Origin of the sequence: Mesorhizobium sp. LSJC269B00 (assembly GCF_000502815.1) — a bacterium.
Taxonomy (GTDB): Bacteria; Pseudomonadota; Alphaproteobacteria; order Rhizobiales; family Rhizobiaceae; genus Mesorhizobium.
Genome location: NZ_AYVN01000012.1, coordinates 129,903 through 151,114, shown reverse-complemented (window position 1 = coordinate 151,114; position 21,212 = coordinate 129,903). Strand labels below are relative to the sequence as shown.

Sequence of the window (21,212 nt, the reverse complement as noted above, 5' to 3'; positions counted from 1 at the left end):
CGAGTAGGGCTCTCGTACGCGTACAAAAAAACAGCAACAGCTAATATTGTTGGACATTCAACCTATCACTGGTTCAAATTTCTATTTGATCTAGTCTTGTCATCATAATATAAGCGGAGAAGCACTGGACGGGCTGACGGGGGGGGGGGGGGGGGGGGGGGGGGGGGGGGGGGGGGGGGGGGGGGGGGGGGGGGGGGGGGGGGGGGGGGGGGGGCGCCATGCATCGAGGGCTGGCAAAGCGTACAATCTCACGTTTGTTAGGCGCGATGACGGTCGTCTACGCGCTCGCGGGCACGACGTCAGCGCTCGCGCAGTCTTGTAGTCCCACACAGACAGCTCATGCTTTTAGCTTTACTGGCGGCGACCAGTCCATCTCGGTTCCTGGCAACACCCATTCCGCCACAGTATACCTCAAGGGAGCGCAAGGCGGGGTTGGCAAGAGCGGCGCCGGCACCATCGGGGGGAGCCCATTGAGCCCAGGCGGCGCCGGCGGGCTCGGCGGCCAGGTGAGCGGTTCCTTGACTGTCGCGCCGGGTGACATCCTTTCTGTCGGCGTTGGCGGCCGTGGCTCGCTCGCGGTCAATCCCGGTGGCGCGAGCGGCACTCCCGACGGCGGCAATGGTGGCGGGGCGACCGACCTGCGGCTGGGCGGAACCCGCCTGGCAATTGCTGGCGGCGGTGGCGGCGGTGGCAACGGGGGCTGGCACACTACAAATTCGATAGCTGGTGGCGCCGGTGGCAAGAGCGGGGGATCCGGCTCGGCAGGAACTGATGTTTCGGGCGGCCTTGGCCCCTTCGGCGGTGAAGGTGGCACTGTAGGTGCCGGTGGCGCGATCGGCGCTGGGTGCGATAGTTTTCCTGGCACGGCCGGTCAGGCAAATGGCCAAGGCGGAACTGCACGAAATTTCTCAGGGTCTTTCCTGGGCGCCGGATATGCTGGTGGCGGCGGTGGCGGGGCTACTGTCGGCGGCGGTGGTGGCGGCGCAGGCGTCGGCACGACCTCGTGCCAGCAGAACTGGAACGGCGCCGGCGGCGGCGGCGGCGGCGGATCATCGGATGCCGGCTCGCTGCAATCGGCTGCGGTGGCGGAAGGCGTCAATTCAGGCGATGGGTCCGCATTGATCTGTTTTGATGAGCCGCTCTATGTGATCAGCGGCACGGCGAGCGGTCAGACCGGGACGGTGAGTTTGAAATTGACATCAAGCTCGCCGGCAGGGACGCAAACCAGGGACGTGAATGTCGGCGATACCACCTTTGCCTTTGCGGATGGCCTGCTGACCGGCTCCAACTGGAGCGTTGAGGTTACTGCCAAGCCGGCCGACCAGACATGCACGGTTACGACGGCCTCGGGCACGGTGGCGGGAGCCGACGTGACCAATCTTGTCCTGTCCTGCACCACGGTCACGGTGGAGCTGTCGCCGGCAACATTGCCGAATGCGCATATTGGCACGCCGTACAGCCAGACCATCACGGCAAGCAGCCCCAATGGCGGCGCCGCACCCTACACCTTCACCGTGATTTCCGGCTCAGTGCCTCCCGGCCTCGCGCTCTCGCCTGGAGGTACGCTGGCTGGCACACCCACTGTCGCGGCCAATTACGATTTTACGGTGCGGGCCACGGACAGCAACGGCGTTACGGGCCAACGTGACTACACTGTGGCCGTCGAGATCCACTTGCCGTCGGCACAGGACCACACGCTGGACGTGATGGCCGGAACGACCGGGTCCCTCGACCTGACGCAAGGGGCTACGAATGGGCCGTTTACCAGCGCCACGATTGCCTCGCCGCCGCCGAGCGAAGCTGGCACGGCTTCCATTGTGCCCGATGGCGGCGCTTATATCCTGCAGTTTGCCGCGGCAGCCACCTTTGCCGGCACAACCAGCCTGACCTACACGCTCTCGAATGCCGACGGAACGTCACCTCCGGCAACCGTGACCATAAACGTCACGGCACGGCCCGACCCCTCCCGCGATCCGGAAGTGATCGGCCTGATTCGGGCACAGGTGGAGGCGGCAAAGCACTTCGCCGACATTCAGATCCAGGGATTTGGACAGAGGCTGGAACAGCTCCACAATGAGGGCGACCAGCGCCACAATTCGATAGGCCTCAGCGTTGCCGTCCAGCAATCGTCGGACAATCCCGACGCATACGCTCAGCAGCAGAATGCGGCGAACGATCCGGCGCTCGCCGCAATCGCCACGGCATCGTCGCAGTCCACTTACGGAGCGCCCAATCCGGAGCGCATTCAGCCCAACGCCAACGCAAAGCAGGACAGGACCTCGACCGGCGCGTCGCCGATCAAAACCGGACAGTCTTCAACTGGCACGGACGTGGACACCCAGACGTCGTCACTGCCGGCCGAGAACCCATTTGGCGAACTGGCCTTCTGGAGCGGCGGCTACGTCAATTTCGGCACCGATGACGATGGAGCCATCAAGCTCGACCATACGCTGGTCGGCGTGAGCGTCGGTGCCGACTACCGCTTTTCCCCGACCTTCACCGCCGGTCTCGGGTTTGGCTATGGCCATGACGTCACCGACGTCGGGAGCAACGGCACCGAAAGCCGCGCCCATGCCATCTCGGTCGCCGCCTATAGCAGCTACCGCCCGGCGCTAGGTTTTTTTGTCGATGGCCTTGCCGGCTATGGCGCCCTCAATTTCGACAGTGAGCGCTATGTGACCGATACCGGCGATTTCGCGTCTGGAACGCGCGACGGAAGCCAGGTCTTCGGGTCGCTGACGGCGGGCTACGAATTTCGCCGGCCGGACTCTCTGATATCACCCTATGGACGTCTGTCGGGGTCCCACTCCACGCTTGGCGGCTTCACCGAGACGGGTGGCGACATCTATAATCTGACCTTCGGCAAGCAGACCGTCGACACGCTGTCGGGCACCCTTGGCCTGCGCATCGAGAACAACATTCCTACCAGCTGGGGTCTGCTCACACCGCGCGCGCGCTTTGAGTATACGCACGACTTTGCCGGCTCCAGCCGCGTCAGCCTCGGCTATGCCGATATCGGCACCACGCCCTACGCGCTGGACGCAGATGCCTTTTCCAACGACTATTTGTCAATCGGGCTCGGCGTCGATGCGCAAATCGGCGGTATTGCCTTCGGGCTGAACTACAGCACCGCGGTCGGCAGCAACGGCGACAGCCAGGACCATACGATCGCCGCGCGAATTGGGATGAAATACTAGGGCATGATCCCAAAAAGTGGGGTTAGATCGTGATGGGAATTCATCATGATCTAGGGCGGCTCCAGGTTTCGCCCGGGCGCTCTTTCTCATTCTGACCTCGGCCGCCCTAAACGTTCACAAAAATCGATCATTTCAACAAAAACAATTCGTTGGAAAGATCGATTCTGGAATGACATTCTCCTGAGGTACTTGCGTGGAGAATTGCATTGTCTTCCGCCGCCCAGCTAGCGAACGACATTCCGATCAGCATGATTTCCGCCGATCTGGCCGTGGGCCGGAAGCGGCTCGGTTCCGTGTGGAATGGCGTCATCCCCGGGATCGTGCTGGTGGCGATGATTACGGGGATGGCCTTCTCGGCCCATAATGTCTCCGGCTTCGCGCTGTTCAGCCCGATGATCTTCGCCGTCGTCGCCGGCCTGATCTATTCCAACGTGCTCGGCACGCCCGCCCACGCCAAGGCCGGCATTGCATTCTCGCAGAAGCGCCTGCTGCGCTTTGCCATCGTGCTGCTCGGCTTTCAGCTGACGCTCGGCCAGGTCGTCTCCATCGGCGCCGGCGGCGTCGGCATCGTGGCGCTGACCCTTGGAGCGACCTTCGTCTTCACCATCACGCTTGGCCGGCTGATCGGCGTCGACGCCAAGCTGGCGCAGCTGATTGCCGCCGGCACCTCGATCTGCGGCGCTTCGGCGATCGTTGCCACCAACATCGTCACCGATGCGCGCGACGAGGACGTCACTTATGCCGTCGCCTCGATCACGCTGTTCGGCACCGTCGCCATGCTCGGCTTTCCGCTGCTGGCGCCGGTGCTCGGCCTCGACCAGCACGCATTCGGCCTGTGGGCCGGCGCCTCGATCCACGAGGTGGCACAGGTCATCGGCGCCGGCTTCCAGAACGGCGCCCAGTCCGGCGAGATCGCCACCGTCGCCAAGCTGACCCGCGTCGCCCTGCTGGCGCCGATGGTCATCGCGCTCGGCCTGATGGCGCGCCGCAAGAGCAATGGCGATCGCCCAAGCGACCAATCCGGTGCGCGGCCGCCGATGCCGTGGTTCGTCGCCGCTTTCATCGCCGTCGTGGCGCTGAACAGCCTGGTTGCCGTGCCGGCCGAAGTGAAGTCGGCCATGGCGTTCGCCACCACCATCATGCTGACCATGGGGCTCGCCGCCATGGGTCTGCAGGCCAACATTTCGCAGCTGCGCTCGCGCGGCCTTCGCCCGCTGGCGCTCGCCTCCTGCGCCTTCCTGTTCATCGGCTGCTTCAGCCTGATGCTGGTGAAGTTCGCTTAGTCCTCGAACGAACTCGCCGCGACATAGATCGCGGCAAGCGCCTCGATGCCGGCCTGGTCGTCCTTGTCGAAGCGGCCGGGCGTCGGGCTGTCGAGGTCGATCAGGCCGAAGACGCCGTCATTGTCCCTCAGCAGCACGACGAGTTCCGAGCGCGAGTCGGCGTCGCAAGCGATGTGGCCGGCAAACTCGTGCACATCCTTGACCAGCATCGACATTTCGAGATCGATCGCGGTGCCGCACACGCCCTTGCCGACGGCGATGCGCACGCAGGCCGGCTTGCCCTGGAACGGTCCAAGCACCAGCTCCTCGTCGGACGCCAGGAAATAGAAGCCGGCCCAGTTGAGATCGGGCACCATCTGGAAGATCAGCGCCGATGTGTTGGCGGCGTTGGCGACGGAGTCGCTCTCGCCTTCCAGCAGCGCCTTCAACTGGGTGGCCAGTTCGCGGTAGAAGGCCGGCTTGTCGGTGCTGTCGATGGTCTGGGCCGCAAACATGGCGTCGTCTCCATTGCCGGCGGGCCAAAAAGCCCGCTACATTTCCTGTCTGCCACCAATGACGCTCCCAGGAAATACACAATTGTGAATACCGACCGTGCCAGCCAAACACACGACCGGGCGCAACCCGCAGCGAGCGAAGGTCCCCTCACCTTCGCCGTGCTGGTCTTTCCCGGCTTTCCGATGATGGCGTTCAGTTCGGTGATCGAGCCATTGCGCGCCGCCAACGTGCTGGCCAAGCGCGATTGTTACCGCTGGGTGATCGTCGGCGCCGACCAGGGCACGGCCGAGGCGTCCAATGGGGTTGTCATACAACCGGGGTTCTCGGCCTCCGGCGCGCCGAAGGTCGACCGCATCGTCGTCTGCTCCGGCGGCAATGCGGACTTGCTTGTCGCGGACGATGCGGTTGCCTGGATCCGCAGGAGCCTGCGCGCCGGCGCCCATATCGGCGCGGTGGCCGACGCCGCCTTCTTCCTCGCCCGGGCCGGCCTGCTCGACGGCCATGCCTGCACCTTGCACTGGACCAGCCAGGCCGCCTTCACCGAGGCCTTCCCGGATATCGAGCTTCGGCGCGACCTCTATGTCATCGACCGCAAGCGCTTCACCTCGGCCGGCGGCGTCGGCAGCCTCGACATGATGCTGGAGATCATCACCAACGATTATGGCGGCGAGCTCGCGGCGGGCGTTGCCGAATGGTTCGTGCACAGCCCCTTGCGCTCGAGCGTCGACCGCAAGCTGATGCCGCTCAGGCTGCGCACCGGCGTCCAGAACGAACTGGTGCTGTCGGCCATCGCCATCATGGAGGATGCGGTCGAGGAGCGGCTTGGCATGACGGAACTGGCGGCAAGGCTCGGCGTCTCCTCCGACAAGTTGGAGCGCAATTTCCGCGCCCAGCTCAGCATTTCGCCCAATGGATATTACCGGCGGCTCCGGCTGCGGCGCGCCGCCGACCTGTTGGCCCATTCGACGCTGATGGTGCGAGATGTGGCGCTGGCCTGCGGCTTCGCGTCCATGTCAAGTTTTGCCCGAGCGTTTCGCGAGGAGCATGGGCACGCGCCGAAGGCGATGCGGCGGCATTAGAGGGCGCTGCGCGCTAACGCGGTGAGATGCTGGCGGGACAGCGCCCCCCTCTGTCCTGCCGGACATCTCCCCCACACGGGGGGAGATCAGATGTCGCCTCGGCTTTCGCCAATCACCAACGTTGCAGGGCGAGCGGGACGCGAAAGCTGCTAATCTCCCTCCTTGTGGGGGAGATGTCCGGCAGGACAGAGGGGGGCGCGAAGGATCGCAACATTGCCCTTTGTATCCATGCCCTTCTTGCGGCATTTCGCACGACATCTGCGGATTCTCGCACAGACATTTTTCGGCGCATGGCTATGGTCTAGCCCTTCAGGAGGCGCACCCAATGAGCATCGTCGTTTTCGACCCCGACAGCACCGAGGATGTGGATTTCAAGGACCGCATGCGCCACCCGGTCGCGGCCGACTCCGCCGGCAGATCGGAAGAGCACACGTCTNTGGCCAAGCTGCGCGGCTGGATGCGCGAGGCGGGCTATGGGGGCGTCGTTTTGTTCGACCCCTACAACCAGCGCTACGCAACCGGCTCGCGCAACATGTTCGGCTATTTCCTGCGCAACTCGACGCGGTATTTCTTCATCCCGACCGACGGGCCGATCGTGCTGTTCGAGTACCCGCAGAGCTACCATGTCTCGATGGTGCTCGACACGATCGACGAGGCGCGGCCGTCCAAGCTGGTGTGGTCTTCGGTGTCGGGCCGTGACGACGAAACCGCTGGTCCCTTCGCCGACGAGATCGCCGAGCTTTTGACGAAGCACGGCGGCGGCTCGATGAAGCTCGGGCTCGACCGCTGCAGCCATTTGCAGGCGCTGGCGCTGGAAAAGCGCGGCTGCGACGTCAGGGATTGCCAGGGCGAAATCCTGGGGGTGCGGGCGGTCAAGACGCCCGAGGAAGTCAAATGCCTGCAGGTGTCGATGGCCGGCGCGGAAGCCGCCGTCTACGCCGTGCGCGAGGCGATCAAGCCCGGCGTCTCCGAAAACGATCTGTTCGCCATCATGTATGGCGAGGTGATCCGCCAGGGCGGCGAGTTCATCGAGACGAGGCTGCTCACCTCGGGACAGCGCACCAATCCCTGGTTCAACGAGGCCAGCGGCCGCAAGATCCGGCCGGGCGAGCTTCTGGCGCTCGATACGGACACGATCGGCTGCTATGGCTATTATTCCGATTTTTCGCGCACCTTCCGCTGCGGGCCGGGCAAGCCGACCGGCTATCAGAAATCGCTTTACCGCATGGCACACGACCAGGTTCAGCACAACATTTCGATCGTCAGGCCGGGCATGGCTTTTCGCGAGATCGCCGAAAAGGCGTGGAAAATCCCGGACCGCTTCGTCGACCAGCGCTATACCTCGGTGATGCACGGCGTCGGCATGCATGGCGAGACGCCGTTCATAGCGCACGCCATGGACTATGAAACCTACGGCCGCGACGGTGTTGTCGTGCCCGGCATGGTGGTGAGCGTGGAAAGCTATATCGGCGAGAAAGGCGGCCGCGAGGGCGTCAAGCTGGAGGACGAGATCCTGATCACCGACACCGGCACCGAGCTTCTGTCGCGCTTTCCCTACGAGGATGAGTTTCTGGAGAAGCAGGTTTGATCGCAGCGTCCCTCACTAACGTCAGCGCGGTATCGCAAACCTTCGGGAATAGTCGCGGCAGCTATGCCTTCGTCATCCTAGGGCCAAGCAAGGAGCGCAGCGACGCGGCGCAGACTCTAGGATCCATGCCGGGACTCATCCGCGCCGCAACGGTGCAAGTTCTGCTCCGCCGCACTCTCCGACCAGCGTCACGGCATGGATCCTCGGGTCTCCGCGACGGAGCTTCGCTCCTGCTTCGCCCGTGGATGACGAAGGTGGGGAGGCACCGGCCAATCACCACTGTTGGCGCCACTTCGCTGAACGGAATAGCGTTGGTCGCGAACCAAGGCCTATCCGCATGAAAAGCCGGATCTCGATCAAACGCGGCACGGTCGCCGCGGCGTTCATCGACCTCCAGGAAGAGCATCGGCAGGACAAGCGCTATCTGGTCGAAGGTTTTGGCGAGGTGCTTGCCAACGTCCAGCGCCTGCAGGCGGCGGCGCGGCGCAACTTCGTGCCGCTGTATCACTGGGCCTATATCGTCGATACCGCCAAGGCCCGTCCGTTCCATCCGCTCGACGCCGACGGCAAGTCCGCCTTTTCCGACAAGACCGATCCGCTGACGGAGATTTGCCACGAGGTGGCGCCCGCGGCCGGCGAGACGATGCTGGTCAAGACGCAGGCCAGCGCCTTCGGCGCCGGACCTGGCGCAACCGAACTCAAGGCGCGCGGCATCGAATGGCTGATCGTCGCCGGCGTCTGGACCGAGGCCTGCATCGACGCCACCGTGAAGGACGCGGTCGCATCCGGCTTTCGTGTGCTTCTGGTCAAGGATGCCTGCGGCAGCGGCAGTGCCGCCATGCACCAGACCGCCATCCTCAACCTTGCCAACCGGCTCTATGGCGGCGCCGTCACCAACACGATAGACGCGTGCCGGCTGATGGCGGGCGACACCGTCGATGCATGGCGGGTCGAGGGCTCGGTGCCGCTGCGCTTCACCTTTGAAAACGCCGAACGGCTCTACGGCGAGCTCTGAGAGATGGGCACGGTCCACAAGCTCAAGATCGCCAGGCGGGGGAAATACGCCACCCTGCTCGATCCGGCGCTGTGGGAGTATATCGACCTAGTCAATGACTGGTTCCCGCCAGAAATCGCCGAACTTCCCATCGCCGAGCAAAGGTCGGTCTATGATGCGATGTGCCGCGCCTTCCATCAGGGTTATCCCAAGGGGGTTTCGGCCAGCGACGGCATCATCGCCGCCGATGAGGGACACGCCATCCCGATCCGCTACTACCGGATGGCGGGCAAGCCCGTGCGCGCCGTCATCCTCTACTATCATGGCGGCGGCTTTGTGCTTGGCGGGCTCGACAGCCATGACGACATCTGCGCCGAAATCTGCGCCGGCACCGGTTTCGACGTCGTCTCGGCCGACTACCGGTTGGCGCCGGAGCATCCGCACCCGGCCGCCTTCGACGACGCGCTGACCGTGTTCGAATGGGCGGCGGTGACAACGGACCTGCCGATCGTGCTTGTCGGCGAAAGCGCCGGCGGCAACCTTGCCGCCGCGGTCGCGCACGCCTCGCGCCGCCACCTGCGCCGGGCGGTCGGCCAGGTGCTGATCTATCCCGGCCTTGGCGGCGACGAGAGTGCCGGCTCCTATGTCGAACATGCCGAGGCACCGCTGTTGACACTGCGCGACATCGCGTTCTACCGCACCATTCGCGCTGCCCCGGCACAGTCGCCCGACGACCCGACTTTTTCGCCGCTGAGCGACAATGACTTCTCCGGCCTGCCGCCGACTGTCATCATTACGGCCCAATGCGATCCGCTGTCATCGGACGGCGAGACCTATCGCGACCGCATCGTTGCGGCAGGCGGCCGCGCCTGGTGGTATGAGGAGAACCGCCTCGTGCACAGTTTTCTGCGCGCCCGCAAAAATGTTCCGCGCGCCGGCGAGGCGTTCGTGTGCACGCTTGCAGCCATCGCCGCCGTCGCCGTGCTCGGCAAGAACGACGAAGCGCTGATCTCCCCCACAAGGGGGGAGATTGGCAGTCTACCTCTGCGGAGCAGTGCACAAGAATTGCGGAAAAGAGAACATTTCCCTGGGTGGGCCCGCTTTATCATCACCTGCTCAGGCAACGGCGCGCCCGATGGTCGCCTCCGCCCCCAGCGGAGACGGACCGTCGGGGCGCCCAACAAAAGAGGGAACGACGATGAAATTCATGCTGACCGACCGCAATTTGCACCCGCAGGCGAAGCCCGTTGCCGACGATTTCAGGAAAGGCGGCGTCAACCGGCGCGAATATCTTGCCATCATGGCCGGCTTCGGCGTCAGTGCTGCCGGAGCGCTGGCGCTGGGCGGCCTCAGCGCGTCGCCTGCCCGGGCCCAGGAGCCGAAGCGCGGCGGCACCTTGCGCGTCGCCATGAACGTCAAGGGGTTCAAGGATCCGCGCATTTTCGACGGTGTCGAAATGTCCAATGTGGCGCGCCACTGCAACGAATATCTGGTGCGCTGGAACCGCGACTTCACCTTCGAGCCGTGGCTGCTCGAAAGCTGGGAAACCAGCGACGACGCCAAGACGCTGACGCTGCATGTGCGCAAGGGCATCGCCTGGTCGAATGGCGACGCCTTCAACGCCGATGACGTCATCCACAATCTCAACCGCTGGTGCGACGCTTCCGTCCCCGGCAATTCGGTCGCCGCGCGCATGGGCGCGCTGGTCAATGCCGACACCAAGAAGCCGGTCGATGGCGGCATCGAGAAGGTCGACGATTTCACCGTAAAGCTCAATCTGCCGAAACCCGACATTTCGCTGATTGCAGGGATGGCCGACTATCCCGCGCTGATCATGCACCGCTCCTATGAGGGCGGCGACGATCCGATGAAGGCGCTCGCAATCACCACCGGCCCTTGCGAACTGGTCAGCTGGAATGCCGAGACCAGTGCTGAGGTGAAGCGCAAGGACAAGCCCTGGTGGAAGGGCGACTTCTACCTCGACGGCATCAAATGGGTCGATTACGGCTCCGACCCCAACGCGATGCTGTCGGCGTTCGAATCCGGCGAGATCGACACCGACCATGAGACCGCGTCCGACGCCGTGTCGCAGACCGAACAGATGGGCTTGTTGAATTCCGAGATCGCCACCGGCTCGACCATCGTTGCCCGCTTCAATGTCGGCAACGCGCCTTATGACGACGTCAAGGTGCGCCGCGCCGCCCAGCTTGCGGTCGACAATTCGGCCGTGCTGGCGCTCGGCCTCGGCGGCCGCGGGAAGCCTGCCGACAATCACCATGTCGGCCCGATGCACCCGGAATTTGCCGATATCGGCCCGGCCAAGCGCGACACGGAACAGGCCAAGAAATTGCTCGCCGAGGCCGGCAAGACGGACCACGAATTCGAGCTGATCTCGGTCGACGTCGAATGGCAAAAGAGCACCGGCGATGCGATCGCCGCGCAGATGCGTGAGGCCGGCCTGAAGATCAAGCGAACCGTGCTGCCCGCCGCGACCTTCTGGAACGACTGGAGCAAATACCCCTTCTCCACAACCGAATGGCTGGGCCGCCCGCTCGGCGTCCAGGTGTTGGCGCTCGCCTACAAATCGGGCGCCGCCTGGAACGAAAGCGCCTATGCCGACAAGGAATTCGACACGCTTCTCGACAAGGCGCTGGCAACGCCGGACGCCGCCCAGCGCAAGGAGATCATGGCCAGGATCGAGCAGAATCTGCGCGATGCCGGCATCATCATCCAGCCCTACTGGCGCTCGGTCTACCGCACCTACCGCAAGGGCGTGCAAGGCTGCGAACAGCACCAGTCGCTGGAACAGCATTTTGAGAAGGTGTGGCTGGAGGGGTGATCCTTTCCAGAACGAAAACGGCTGGGGTGGTTCGGGGGACCACGCCGGCCGAATGCCATTTGCCATGCGCAAGAATTTTGGCACAGATTGCGCCTGACCGACTTTCGGCCCAGCGAATCAGGCATGGATCATTTCGACCTCGGCACCTATCGCCGCCCCATTTCCACCACCTCGGCCGAGACGCAACGCTGGTTCGATATCGGGCTGAACTGGTGCTACGGCTTCAACCATGAGGAAGGCATAAAGTGCTTCGAGAAGACGCTGGATACGGACCCCGATTGCGCCTTCGTGCATTGGGGCATCGCCTATGCCGCCGGGCCTTTTTACAACCTCACCTGGAAGGAGCACGGACGAGCGTGCAGGCGAAACACGCTTGCTGTCACTGAGATCCCGCCGCCCGACCATCCGAGTCGGCTTCGCCTTCTACGAGAAAATCTCCGCCAACTCATCCACGCTGGTGCCTTCCTTGACCTGGCGCAGTTCGACATAGGTGACGGCAATGGTCACCGACAGCATCGTCGAAAAGATCGTCGACACCAGAGTGCTGCCAATCGCTCCGACCAGAACACCGACACCGGTGACGCCGCCGGCGGTGGCGAGCGCCAGTCCGAAAAACAACGAGAACACCGCCTGGATGAGCATCGCCGCCACGCCAATGATCAGCAGCAGCCAGAATATCGACCAGCGGCTGCCTTTGGTCAGGGCACGGCTGCGCGATATCGAGCCGAACACGCCAAGCCGCTCCTGAACCGCAATGGGCACGGAAACCGATACGGAAATCAGCCACATGAAAGCGGGAATAAACGCCAGGGCAAGCCCGATCAGCCACCCGATAGGGGGAATGACCCAAGCGATGAAAACCATCACAAAAACAGCCACCACCAGAGTGACAATGATCAGAATGCCTATGCCCAGCGTGGGCAAGAAGCTGCGCAATGCTATCTGGATGCAGTCGCCGATGACCGGCCGCTTGCCGTTCAAATCCTCGATTGCCGCCCTGACAAGCGCCGCTTGCACCAGCAAGGCCAGAACGAAAATGATCAAGGAAGCGACTATCGATAAGCCCGAGTAGTCTCCCATGGCCGACGTTTCGAAAGCGGCGGCGTTCCCGGCGCTGTCGACGTTCACCAATGTAGCGACCCGGGACAGGTTCCAGAGGTTGTACAGCAGTGCGGGCAGGGTTGAGAAAAGTCCGACGACCACAGCAAGGAAACCCAGATTGCGGCCGATGACCGCGAAGCTGTTGCTGAAAACCCTGCCGATGCGGAATTTTTCCGGTCGGTCCTGCGCAAGTGACGTCACGATGCCTCCTGCCCTGGCACCCGCCTTGACCTGACCGGGTCAAGGCGGTGCAAACCCGTCGGCTTACGAGAAGATCTCGGCCAGTTCGTCGACGCTGGTGCCTTCCCTGACCTGGCGCAGCTCGACATAGCTGACCGCGGCGGCGACCGACAGCAACATCGACATCACGCTCTGCACCAGTGCCGCCACGACAGTAGCGACAATGTCGTGAAACAGGTAGACAAACACGCCCACCGCGCCCTGGATGACCATGCCGATGATGATCAGGACAAGGAACAAGCCGAAGAGCGACCAGCGGCTGCCCTTGGTCAGGGCGCGGCTGCGCGACATCGAGCCGAACACGCCGAGCCGCTCCTGGATCTGAACCGGTATCGCAACCGACCAGCCCAGCCACAAGATGATGCCGGGCACCAGCAACGCAAGCGCGGCTAGGCCTGCGCCCAGGCCGACGAGCAGGCCGATCGCCAATGTCGGCAGAAAATATCGGATGGCTATCTGCAGGCAATCGCCCAAGGTCGGCCGCTTGCCGTTCAAATCCTCGATTGTGGCTCGCACGAGCGCCGACTGCAGCACCAGTACGAAAAGGGAGGCAATGAAACTGGCCGGGAGCGTCACCCAAATGTTGCTAAACACCGGGGCGGGGTCGGCCGCAGCGCCGGGATTGGCCGTCAGGAGCGCCTGCATGCGCGATTCGGTCCATAGCCGAAGAATAACTGCCGGCACCCCCGCAAACAGCACCGAAAGCCCCACGAAAAGTATGACGTTGCGGCCGATGACGGAGAAGCTGTTGTTGAAGACCCTGCCGATCTGAAATTTCTCAGGCCGTGCAAATGTTGCCGAAGTCATGATGCGCCCCCTGTTCCACCGCCGAATATTGTCCGGCAGCCGCAGTAGTAAATTTGCCAAGATTAACGACTGGCGTCTAGCCCACTTGCAAAAGTTACGCTGCATTGCCAGTGTCGGCTCGCGAACCGCAGGTTGCAGGGGGGGCGAGAAGGTGACTGCTGCACAGCCGGACGCTGCGCAAGCCGAATGGCTGGCCAAACTGCACAAGCAGTTGCTGTCAGACGATTCGATCCAGTTCGACCTGCCGGCCTACAGACCACCCGAGACACCCGAGTGGCTGAGACCGCTGGGCGAGTTCCTGAAATCGCTCGGCCCGTACATGATCTACCTGTTCTGGGGCGCGGTGATCACAGGTGCCGCGATCATTCTGCTGCTGATTGTCCTTGAAGTGAAAGGCGTCGCCTGGCGCCTGCCCTGGTGGCGCAAAAAGAGCGTGACCGAGGCGGAAGCGATATGGCACCCCGACGTTGGCGCCGCGCAGATCCTGTTGTCGGAAGCCGATGCGCTCGCCGCCCGGGGCGAGTATGACGAGGCGGTGCATCTCCTGCTGCGCCGCAGCGTTGCCGACATTGCCGGCCGCCTGCCCGACTTTCTGCGCCCGTCGCTGACCGCGCGCGATATCGCGGGAGCGGCGTCGCTGCCAACGCGGGCGCGTGGCGCCTTTACCCAGATCGCGCGCATCGTCGAGGCCGCTCTGTTCGCGCGCCGGCCGGTCGGGCCAGAGGGCTGGCAGGAGGCGCGCAGCGCCTATGAGCGATTCGTCTTCAGGGATGCCTGGATGTGAGTGACACGACAGCCGACATCGCCCAGCAGGAACCGTTCAGCCGCAGGACGCTGTTCTGGGGCATTTTCGCCAGCCTGCTCGCGGCGGCGGGCTTCTTCCTGTTGTCCACCTATGCGCCCGACTTTCGCCAGCCGAGCGTCGGTGGCGCAACGCCGCTGTCGAAGAGCGGCATCGGCTATGCCGGTCTGGCGCAATGGCTGAAGCTGACCGGCGAAGCGCCCGACATGGCGCGGTCCGACAGCGATCTCGAGACCGAAATGCTGCTGATCGTCACCATTTCACCCGACAGCGACCCGGATGCGCTTGCCAACATCATCAAGCTTCGCAAGGGCCTGGATACGCTGTTCGTTCTGCCCAAATGGGCGACCTTGCCGCTGTTCCAGCATGAGGGCTGGGAGATGAAGATCCAGCGGCTGCCGGATGTGGTGGTCAACGACTGGCTCGGCCGCATCGCCAAGGCGACGCTCGGCGAAGGTGAGACCATGGCCAAGCAACTCGACGTCGCAGGGCAAATGGTCAGCGTTCCCGGCCAGCTGCAATGGGTGGCCGACGAACACCCGCTGATTGCCGCCGGCAACGGCAAGGCCGTGCTGACCGAGGTCGAAGACGAGCGGTTCTACATTCTGACGGACCCCGATCTCATCAACAACGCTGGCTTGAAAGATCCCGACAAGGCGGCGGCGGCGCTCAAGCTGATCGAGCTCCTCCAGCCGGAAGAGGGTGCCGTCATGTTCGACCTGACGCTGCATGGCGTCGGGCGAAAATACGATCTCGCCAAGCTTCTGGTCGAACCGCCTTTCCTGGCGCTGACGCTGACCATCCTGGCGGCGGCGGCACTTGCCTTCCTGCATGGCCTTGGCCGGTTCGGGCCGCCACGGGCCGATCAGCGCGCCATCGCCTTCGGCAAACGCGCGCTGGTCGACACCACGGCGATGCTGTTGCGCCGCGCCGGCCGGCTGGAAGAACTAGGTGACCGCTATGGAGCCCTGGCGCGGGTGCGCTCCGGCGCACTGCTCGGCGCGCCGCATGGTTTGCAGGGCGAAGCGCTCGACCGCTGGCTCGATTCCCGCGATAAGGGCGAAACCGGCGGTTTCACGACCCGCCTGCAAGCGGCGAACGCGGCAAAAACCCTGACACAGATGCATGATGCAGCCGAAAAGCTGCACGACTGGACGGCAAGGAGGCTCGGTGAACGTCGATGATGTGAAGGCCCTGGCGACACAGATCAGGGAAGAGGTGGCCAAGGCCATCACCGGGCAACACGATACGGTCGATCTGATGCTGACGGCATTGTTCGCCGGCGGGCATATATTGCTTGAGGGACCACCGGGCACGGCCAAGACCATGACGGCGCGCTGCTTCGCCCAGGCGCTGGGCGTCGCCTATGGCCGCATCCAGTTCACGCCCGACCTGATGCCCGGCGATATCGTCGGCTCCAACATCTACAATTTCCAGTCCGGGCAATTCACGCTGACGCGTGGTCCGATCTTCTGCGACCTGCTCCTCGCCGACGAAATCAACCGCACGCCGCCCAAGACCCAGGCCGCCCTTCTGGAGGCGATGCAGGAGCATGCCGTCACCTTCGACGGCACCACCCATGCGCTCGGCCCGAACTTCATGGTGGTGGCGACGCAGAACCCGATCGAACATCAGGGCGTCTATCCCCTGCCCGAGGCGCAGCTCGACCGTTTCCTGTTCAAGCACCGGGTGAGCTACCCCGGCCCCGAAGAGGAAAAGACGATCATCATCCACCACGGCGGCGGCACCGCCTCGCACGACATCAAGCAGTACGGCATCACCGCCCAGGCCGACCGCAAGACGCTGGAAAAGGCGCTGGCGACCGTCGGCGAGGTCACGCTGGTCGACGATGTCGTCGACTATATTGCAAGGCTGGTGCGGGCTACGCGCGAAAGCCCCGATCTCGAAGTCGGCGCCAGCCCGCGCGCGGGCGCCATGCTGGCGAGAGCCGCGCGCGCCCGGGCGGCGCTCGACGGACGCGCCTATGTCATCCCCGACGACGTCAAGGCGCTTGCGGTGCCGGCGCTGCGCCACCGGGTGATCCTGTCGCCTGCGGCGCAGATCGACGGCCGCCTGGTCGAGCAGATCGTCACCGACCTCGTCGACCAGACGGAAGCGCCACGTTGATCTATCCGAGCGGCCGGGCAGTCTGGGCAGGTGCGGCCGGTGCAATACCGGCCTTCCTGATCGCGCTCGCGCTGCCGTCTCTGTGGTATCTCGGTCTTTTGTGGATTTGCGTGCTGCTTGCTTTCCTGGCCGTGGACGCGGCCGCCGGGCGCGGTCGGGCTTCTCTGAACGCCAGCATCCATGCACCGCCGCAGGTCAGCGTCGGCAGCCAGTTCACCGTCAATGTCACCGCCAGGCTCAGCGGACGGTCGCGCGCGGTGCAGGCGCGTCTCGGCCATGACGAGCGGCTGGAACCGCTGGGCGGCACCGGCGGCGCATCGACCGCTGAGGCCGGCAGCGCATCGCTCGATCTCAAATTTCAGGCGCTGCGGCGCGGCATCGCCAGGTTCGATCGCCTGTGGGTGCGCTGGCGCGGGCCGTTCGGGCTGGTCTGGAACCAGGTCGTGCTGCCGATGGACAGCAAGGTGGCGGTGCTGCCCGACGTCAGCAGCGCCCGCGACGAGGCGATCACGCTTTTGCAGCGACAGGCGCTGCCCGACGGCCATGCGCAGCGCCGAGCCGGCCAGGGCCGCGAATTCGAGGCGCTCAAGGATTACCAGCCCGGCATGGGCCGGCGCATGATCGACTGGAAGCGCAGCGCCCGCCACGGCAGGCTTCTGGCGCGCGAATTCCGCATCGAGGAGAACAACAACATCGTGCTGGCCATCGATAGCGGCCGCTTGATGTGCGAGCCCGTCGACGGCGTGCCGAAGGTCGACCGCGCCGTCACCGCCGCTTTGCTGTCGGCGTTCATTGCGCTGAAGGGCGGCGACATGGTCAGCCTGTTCGGCTTCGACGCGCGACCGCGCGTTTCCAGCGGCGCCGTGCGCGGCTCGGCCAGCTTCGCCATGATCCAGAAGCGGGCGGCGGAGATCGACTATTCTACCGAAGAGACCAATTTCACCCTGGCGCTGACGACGCTGGCGGCGCGGCTCGACCGGCGCTCGCTGGTGATCATCTTCACCGATTTTGTCGATCCGATCAGCGCCGAACTGATGCTGCGCACCGTAGGCCGGCTCACCGAACGGCATCTGGTGCTGTTCATGATGATGAAGGATGTCGAGCTGGAGACACTGGCCGACATGCCGCCGGACACGCCGGAGGATGTGGCGCGCTCCGTCGTCGCCGGCGGGCTGCTGCGCGAAAGGCAGGTCGTCATCGGCAGGCTCAGGCTGCTCGGCGCGCACGTCATCGAAGCCGACCACCAGAGGCTCGGACCGGCGCTGGTCGAGCGCTATCTCGAGTTCAAGCGGGAGGATCTGTTGTGAACGCGCTGGTCGGCAAGGATGCCGTGCGCCAGTCGCTGGCGAGCTTCCGTTCGGAGCGAGAGGCCGACTGGAAGGCGTTCGAGGCGCTGCTCGCCCGGGTCGAGAAACGCGCGCCGCGCACGCTCTCGGAAGACGAGTTGCTGTCGCTGCCGCTGCTCTACCGCTCGGCGCTGTCCTCGCTCTCGGTGGCGCGGGCGACCTCGCTCGACAATGCCTTGGTCGGCTATCTCGAGGCGCTGTGCCTGCGCGGCTATTTCTACCTCTATGGCGCACGCCGAGGGTTGCGGCAGCGCATCGGCGATTTCTTCCTGCATGACTGGCCGCATGCCATTCGCGATTTGTGGCGCGAGACCTTGCTGTCGGTCGTCCTGACGTTTGTCGGTCTCGGCGCCGGCTACTGGCTGGTGGCGAAGGACAAGGGCTGGTTCGACGCCATCATTCCGCCGAGCCTGGCCGGCGGGCGCAACCCGGATGCATCGGCGGAAGTGCTGCGGCAGGTGCTTTATGACGGCGCCGACAGCAATTTCCTGTCGGGCTTCGCCGCCTATCTGTTCACGCACAATGTCCAGGTGGCGATCCTGGCCTTCGCGCTCGGCTTTGCCTTCGCGGTGCCGAGCGTGCTCCTGATCCTGATGAATGGCTGCCTGCTCGGCGCGATGTTCCAAATCTATGTCGCCAAGGGGCTTGGCATCGAGCTGGGCGGATGGCTGTCCATCCACGGCACCACCGAGATGTTCGCGATCGCCTTGGCGGGCGCCGCTGGCATGCGTATCGGCACGCGTATCGCCTTCCCCGGTGAACTGACGCGGATGACGACCGCAGCCGATGCCGGGCGCGTGGCGGCAACCACCATGGTCGGGGTGACGATCATGCTTTTGTTCGCCGGCCTGCTCGAAGGCATCGGCAGGCAGGTGATCACCAGCGACGTCACACGCTATGCCATTGGCGGCGGCATGCTGACGCTGTGGCTCTGTTATTTCTATTTGTTCAGGGTGGTGCGGCATGGCGACCGTTAGGCGCGCCGCCGTCTCGACGATACGGCCGCTGATCACGCCCGAAGGCGTCGATCTCCGGATAAAGCTCGCCGATGCCGGCACCCGCGCCGCCGCCTTCCTGCTCGACTTTGTCATCATCGTCGTCGCCGCAATCGTGATCACGATCGTCGCGCTGCTGGGCGTGGGCGGCCTCGGCGGCGAGGAAGCGCAGCCGCTGTTTGTCGTCTGGATCATCCTGATCTTCTTCCTGCGCAACGCCTATTTCATCGTCTTCGAGGCCGGCCGCCGCGCCGCCACGCCCGGCAAGCGGATGCTCGGCATCCGGGTGGCATCGCGCAGCGGCGCCGGCCTATCGGTCGATCAGGTCATCGCCCGCAATCTGATGCGCGAGATCGAGATCTTCCTGCCGCTGTCGATCATCCTCGGCCGCAGCGAGATGGGGCTCGCCGACACGTTGTCGACGATCTTCGGGCTGGTCTGGACGCTGCTGTTTGCGCTCTTCCCGCTGTTCAACCGCGACCGTATGCGGATCGGCGACCTGCTGGCCGGAACCTGGGTGGTCGAGGCGCCGAAACTGGCGCTGGTCGAGGACCTGTCGCAACGCCAGAACGCTCGCGCCTTCCGCTTCACCCAGGCGCAGCTTGACGCCTATGGCATTGCCGAACTGCACAAGCTGGAAGAGGTGCTGCGCCGCGACGACTATTTCGCGCTGAAAGCGGTGGCCGAGACGATCGGGCGCAAAATCGGCATGACGATCGAGCCGGTCGATTCCAGGGCCTTCCTCACCGCCTATTATGGCGAGCTGCGGGCACAGCTCGAACGCAAGCTGCTGTTGGGCAACCGCAAGGCGGATAAGTATCAGCGGTGAGCTGTGCCTCAGATGGGAGTCGATACATGAGACATTGCTTCCTGAACATAGTTGATAAAAGTATGTTTGCAATTCCGATGGCTACCACCCGCGACGGCTGGGAGAAGTTCGCAGGTCCCGTCATTTTGATTGGCGAGCTACCTTCGGTCTCCGACAAAGAGATCGGTCTAGCAACACTCAACGCGCTTGGTGCTTATGCCAGCGATGTGCCCGACGACATCGTACACACGGTTCTTCTTGACAGCTCGGCTTCGCGGTTCGGCTTCAAGTCGTACAACTCCCTCCTTCGGAAATCCCGTCAGATGTCGGTCGACCAGGGAAGGGACGACAAATTCACACTTACCCCCTATGCCAAAGTCAACAGAGAGAGTGCCGTGCCGCTGGACACGATCTTGTCTTCAACAGATACGCCAGAGGATCTCGGGCGTGCTGTTCGAGAGTGCATTTCGCTTTGTCGTTAACAGCGTCGAGTAATCGGTCACCATGAACACCTCTCCATCCGAGCTCGAACTCCAGGAAATGGAGGCGCGCGTGCTGCCGCAGCTCAGCCCGGCCCATGGAAATCATGGGTCGAGGGTCGGGATTTGCTGAGCAGATCGAATTTCATTCAAACCGACGAAGGCGCGGATCGCGGCGACGATATCGAAATGGCCAGCGCCACGGCCGAAGACCAGGATTTCATGGCTGCGGCGCGGCAGGACATGCCTCGCCTGATCGCCGAAGTGCGCAGGCTGGGCGCACTTCTCAATCAAACGAAGTAAAAGCGGCGAGGCCGCCTACCCCACCCACTTTTCATAGTCGGACACCAGCAGGTGCACCGGCGCAATGTCCTCGTGGATGTTGGAGAAGCGGCCGATCGGTTCGCGGAAGACGTTGTCGGTAAGGTCGTCATTGACGGTCGAGACCTCGCCGATCAGCACATCCTTGCCCTCGGCCCAGAAGGCGTGCCAGACGCCGGGCAGCAGCGTCACGCTCTGGCCCGGGTCGAGCTTCAGGAGCCCGCCTGCCGGCAGCCTGTGGATGGTGCCGTCGACCGGCACCGTCACTTCGGCCTTCGGATCGATGCCGCCGTCGCGATCGTGCATGAACAGTTCCAGCACGAGCTTACCGCCGCCGCGGTTGATGATGTCCTCGGCCTTGATGTTGTGGCGGTGCATCGGCGACAGCTGATCCTTGCGCGAGATCATGATCTTCTCGGCATAAAGCATGCCCATGCCCTTCTTCATGTCGGCATAGACGCCGTTGCGAACGGTGAACAGGAACAGGCCGAGTTCGTCGAATTTTTCCTGGCCGTAATCGGTGATGTCCCAACCGAGCCGCGAGGTGAAAATGGCGGCGGAGTCGGCCTTGCGCGCCTTCATCTCTTCCGGGCTCCAGTAGGCGAAGGGCGGCATGATGTAGCCGAACGAGCGGATGAAGGCGTCTGCATCGCGGATGATGTCGTTGACGGTGGAGCGTTTCATGATCGTGATCCCTTCGCGTCGCGTTCC

At 63.9% G+C, this 21,212-nt stretch carries 18 protein-coding genes and 2 pseudogenes; 16 read left to right on the top strand and 4 right to left on the bottom strand.

What is annotated here, in order from left to right:
• The first annotated feature begins 470 nt into the window (after nt 1–470).
• Both X771_RS0134780 and X771_RS141515 read left to right on the top strand, forming a co-directional pair.
• Nucleotides 471–3,197 carry an autotransporter domain-containing protein gene (locus X771_RS0134780; protein ID WP_023689664.1) on the top strand — a complete coding sequence of 909 codons (2,727 nt, stop codon included), beginning with the start codon at nt 471–473 and terminating at the stop codon, nt 3,195–3,197.
• A gap of 206 nt (nt 3,198–3,403) precedes the next feature.
• A complete protein-coding gene (locus X771_RS141515; protein WP_023689663.1) occupies nt 3,404–4,480 on the top strand; it encodes a YeiH family protein in 1,077 nt (358 codons plus the stop codon).
• On the opposite strand, the gene X771_RS141520 is transcribed toward X771_RS141515, so the two are convergent.
• Nucleotides 4,477–4,974 (bottom strand): GAF domain-containing protein, encoded by a 498-nt coding sequence (locus X771_RS141520; protein WP_023689662.1) that lies wholly within the window; start codon nt 4,972–4,974, stop codon nt 4,477–4,479. The genes X771_RS141515 and X771_RS141520 overlap by 4 nt on opposite strands.
• A gap of 183 nt (nt 4,975–5,157) precedes the next feature.
• Here X771_RS141520 and X771_RS141525 point away from each other — a divergent pair, with 183 nt between their 5' ends.
• The 6 genes and pseudogenes from X771_RS141525 to X771_RS1000000169395 form a co-directional block, all read left to right on the top strand.
• Complete coding sequence (locus X771_RS141525) at nt 5,158–6,054, top strand: GlxA family transcriptional regulator (RefSeq protein ID WP_245262749.1); 897 nt, start codon at nt 5,158–5,160, stop codon at nt 6,052–6,054.
• A 325-nt stretch (nt 6,055–6,379) separates the two neighbouring features.
• Nucleotides 6,380–7,642 (top strand): Xaa-Pro peptidase family protein, encoded by a 1,263-nt coding sequence (locus X771_RS141530; protein ID WP_023689660.1) that lies wholly within the window; start codon nt 6,380–6,382, stop codon nt 7,640–7,642.
• Nucleotides 7,643–7,979: 337 nt separating this feature from the next.
• Nucleotides 7,980–8,657 (top strand): isochorismatase family protein, encoded by a 678-nt coding sequence (locus X771_RS141535; RefSeq protein ID WP_023672542.1) that lies wholly within the window; start codon nt 7,980–7,982, stop codon nt 8,655–8,657.
• 3 nt (nt 8,658–8,660) lie between these two features.
• Nucleotides 8,661–9,635: pseudogene (locus X771_RS1000000167260) on the top strand (alpha/beta hydrolase); the annotation flags it as partial.
• A gap of 199 nt (nt 9,636–9,834) precedes the next feature.
• Entirely contained in the window at nt 9,835–11,475 is a 1,641-nt protein-coding gene (locus X771_RS141545; RefSeq protein ID WP_031203031.1) for an ABC transporter substrate-binding protein, read from the top strand.
• Nucleotides 11,476–11,598: 123 nt separating this feature from the next.
• Nucleotides 11,599–11,826, top strand: a pseudogene (locus tag X771_RS1000000169395) (hypothetical protein); the annotation flags it as partial.
• Nucleotides 11,827–11,898: 72 nt separating this feature from the next.
• On the opposite strand, the gene X771_RS141550 reads toward X771_RS1000000169395, so the two are convergent.
• Together X771_RS141550 and X771_RS141555 are read right to left on the bottom strand one after the other, a co-directional pair.
• Nucleotides 11,899–12,777 carry a hypothetical protein gene (locus tag X771_RS141550; protein WP_023689657.1) on the bottom strand — a complete coding sequence of 293 codons (879 nt, stop codon included), beginning with the start codon at nt 12,775–12,777 and terminating at the stop codon, nt 11,899–11,901.
• A gap of 63 nt (nt 12,778–12,840) precedes the next feature.
• Entirely contained in the window at nt 12,841–13,623 is a 783-nt protein-coding gene (locus X771_RS141555) for a hypothetical protein (RefSeq protein ID WP_023689656.1), read from the bottom strand.
• A gap of 151 nt (nt 13,624–13,774) precedes the next feature.
• On the opposite strand from X771_RS141555, the gene X771_RS141560 reads away from it, so the two are divergent.
• From X771_RS141560 to X771_RS1000000168885, 8 genes are all read left to right on the top strand, one after another.
• Nucleotides 13,775–14,407 carry a DUF4129 domain-containing protein gene (locus X771_RS141560; RefSeq protein WP_023689655.1) on the top strand — a complete coding sequence of 211 codons (633 nt, stop codon included), beginning with the start codon at nt 13,775–13,777 and terminating at the stop codon, nt 14,405–14,407.
• Complete coding sequence (locus X771_RS141565; protein ID WP_023689654.1) at nt 14,404–15,609, top strand: hypothetical protein; 1,206 nt, start codon at nt 14,404–14,406, stop codon at nt 15,607–15,609. The genes X771_RS141560 and X771_RS141565 overlap by 4 nt, the downstream gene beginning before the upstream one ends.
• The gene (locus tag X771_RS141570) at nt 15,596–16,552 is read left to right on the top strand and encodes a MoxR family ATPase (RefSeq protein ID WP_023689653.1); all 957 of its coding nucleotides are present in this window, start codon (nt 15,596–15,598) and stop codon (nt 16,550–16,552) included. Before X771_RS141565 ends, X771_RS141570 begins: the two co-directional genes overlap by 14 nt.
• A complete protein-coding gene (locus tag X771_RS141575) occupies nt 16,549–17,859 on the top strand; it encodes a DUF58 domain-containing protein (RefSeq protein ID WP_023689652.1) in 1,311 nt (436 codons plus the stop codon). The genes X771_RS141570 and X771_RS141575 overlap by 4 nt, the downstream gene beginning before the upstream one ends.
• Nucleotides 17,856–18,875 (top strand): stage II sporulation protein M, encoded by a 1,020-nt coding sequence (locus tag X771_RS141580; protein ID WP_023689651.1) that lies wholly within the window; start codon nt 17,856–17,858, stop codon nt 18,873–18,875. The genes X771_RS141575 and X771_RS141580 overlap by 4 nt, the downstream gene beginning before the upstream one ends.
• The gene (locus tag X771_RS141585) at nt 18,862–19,722 is read left to right on the top strand and encodes an RDD family protein (RefSeq protein WP_023689650.1); all 861 of its coding nucleotides are present in this window, start codon (nt 18,862–18,864) and stop codon (nt 19,720–19,722) included. The genes X771_RS141580 and X771_RS141585 overlap by 14 nt, the downstream gene beginning before the upstream one ends.
• A 62-nt stretch (nt 19,723–19,784) precedes the next feature.
• Entirely contained in the window at nt 19,785–20,183 is a 399-nt protein-coding gene (locus X771_RS141590) for a hypothetical protein (RefSeq protein ID WP_023689649.1), read from the top strand.
• 123 nt (nt 20,184–20,306) lie between these two features.
• Nucleotides 20,307–20,483: a hypothetical protein gene (locus X771_RS1000000168885; protein WP_023689648.1), complete on the top strand. Its 177-nt coding sequence runs from the start codon at nt 20,307–20,309 to the stop codon at nt 20,481–20,483.
• A gap of 15 nt (nt 20,484–20,498) precedes the next feature.
• Here the strand turns inward: X771_RS1000000168885 and X771_RS141595 are convergent, their stop codons facing one another.
• Nucleotides 20,499–21,185, bottom strand: coding sequence for a D-lyxose/D-mannose family sugar isomerase (locus X771_RS141595; protein WP_023689647.1), 687 nt, complete (start codon nt 21,183–21,185; stop codon nt 20,499–20,501).
• Nucleotides 21,186–21,212 lie beyond the last annotated feature (27 nt).

What these genes read in the sequence shown, in the direction of transcription:
- X771_RS141520 (WP_023689662.1), bottom strand. Translation starts at nt 4,974, where the DNA reads ATGTTTGCGGCCCAGACCATCGACAGCACCGACAAGCCGGCCTTCTAC.
- X771_RS141525 (WP_245262749.1), top strand. Translation starts at nt 5,158, where the DNA reads ATGATGGCGTTCAGTTCGGTGATCGAGCCATTGCGCGCCGCCAACGTG.
- X771_RS141535 (WP_023672542.1), top strand. Translation starts at nt 7,980, where the DNA reads ATGAAAAGCCGGATCTCGATCAAACGCGGCACGGTCGCCGCGGCGTTC.
- X771_RS141545 (WP_031203031.1), top strand. Translation starts at nt 9,835, where the DNA reads ATGAAATTCATGCTGACCGACCGCAATTTGCACCCGCAGGCGAAGCCC.
- X771_RS141555 (WP_023689656.1), bottom strand. Translation starts at nt 13,623, where the DNA reads ATGACTTCGGCAACATTTGCACGGCCTGAGAAATTTCAGATCGGCAGG.
- X771_RS141585 (WP_023689650.1), top strand. Translation starts at nt 18,862, where the DNA reads ATGGCGACCGTTAGGCGCGCCGCCGTCTCGACGATACGGCCGCTGATC.
- X771_RS141590 (WP_023689649.1), top strand. Translation starts at nt 19,785, where the DNA reads ATGTTTGCAATTCCGATGGCTACCACCCGCGACGGCTGGGAGAAGTTC.
- X771_RS141595 (WP_023689647.1), bottom strand. Translation starts at nt 21,185, where the DNA reads ATGAAACGCTCCACCGTCAACGACATCATCCGCGATGCAGACGCCTTC.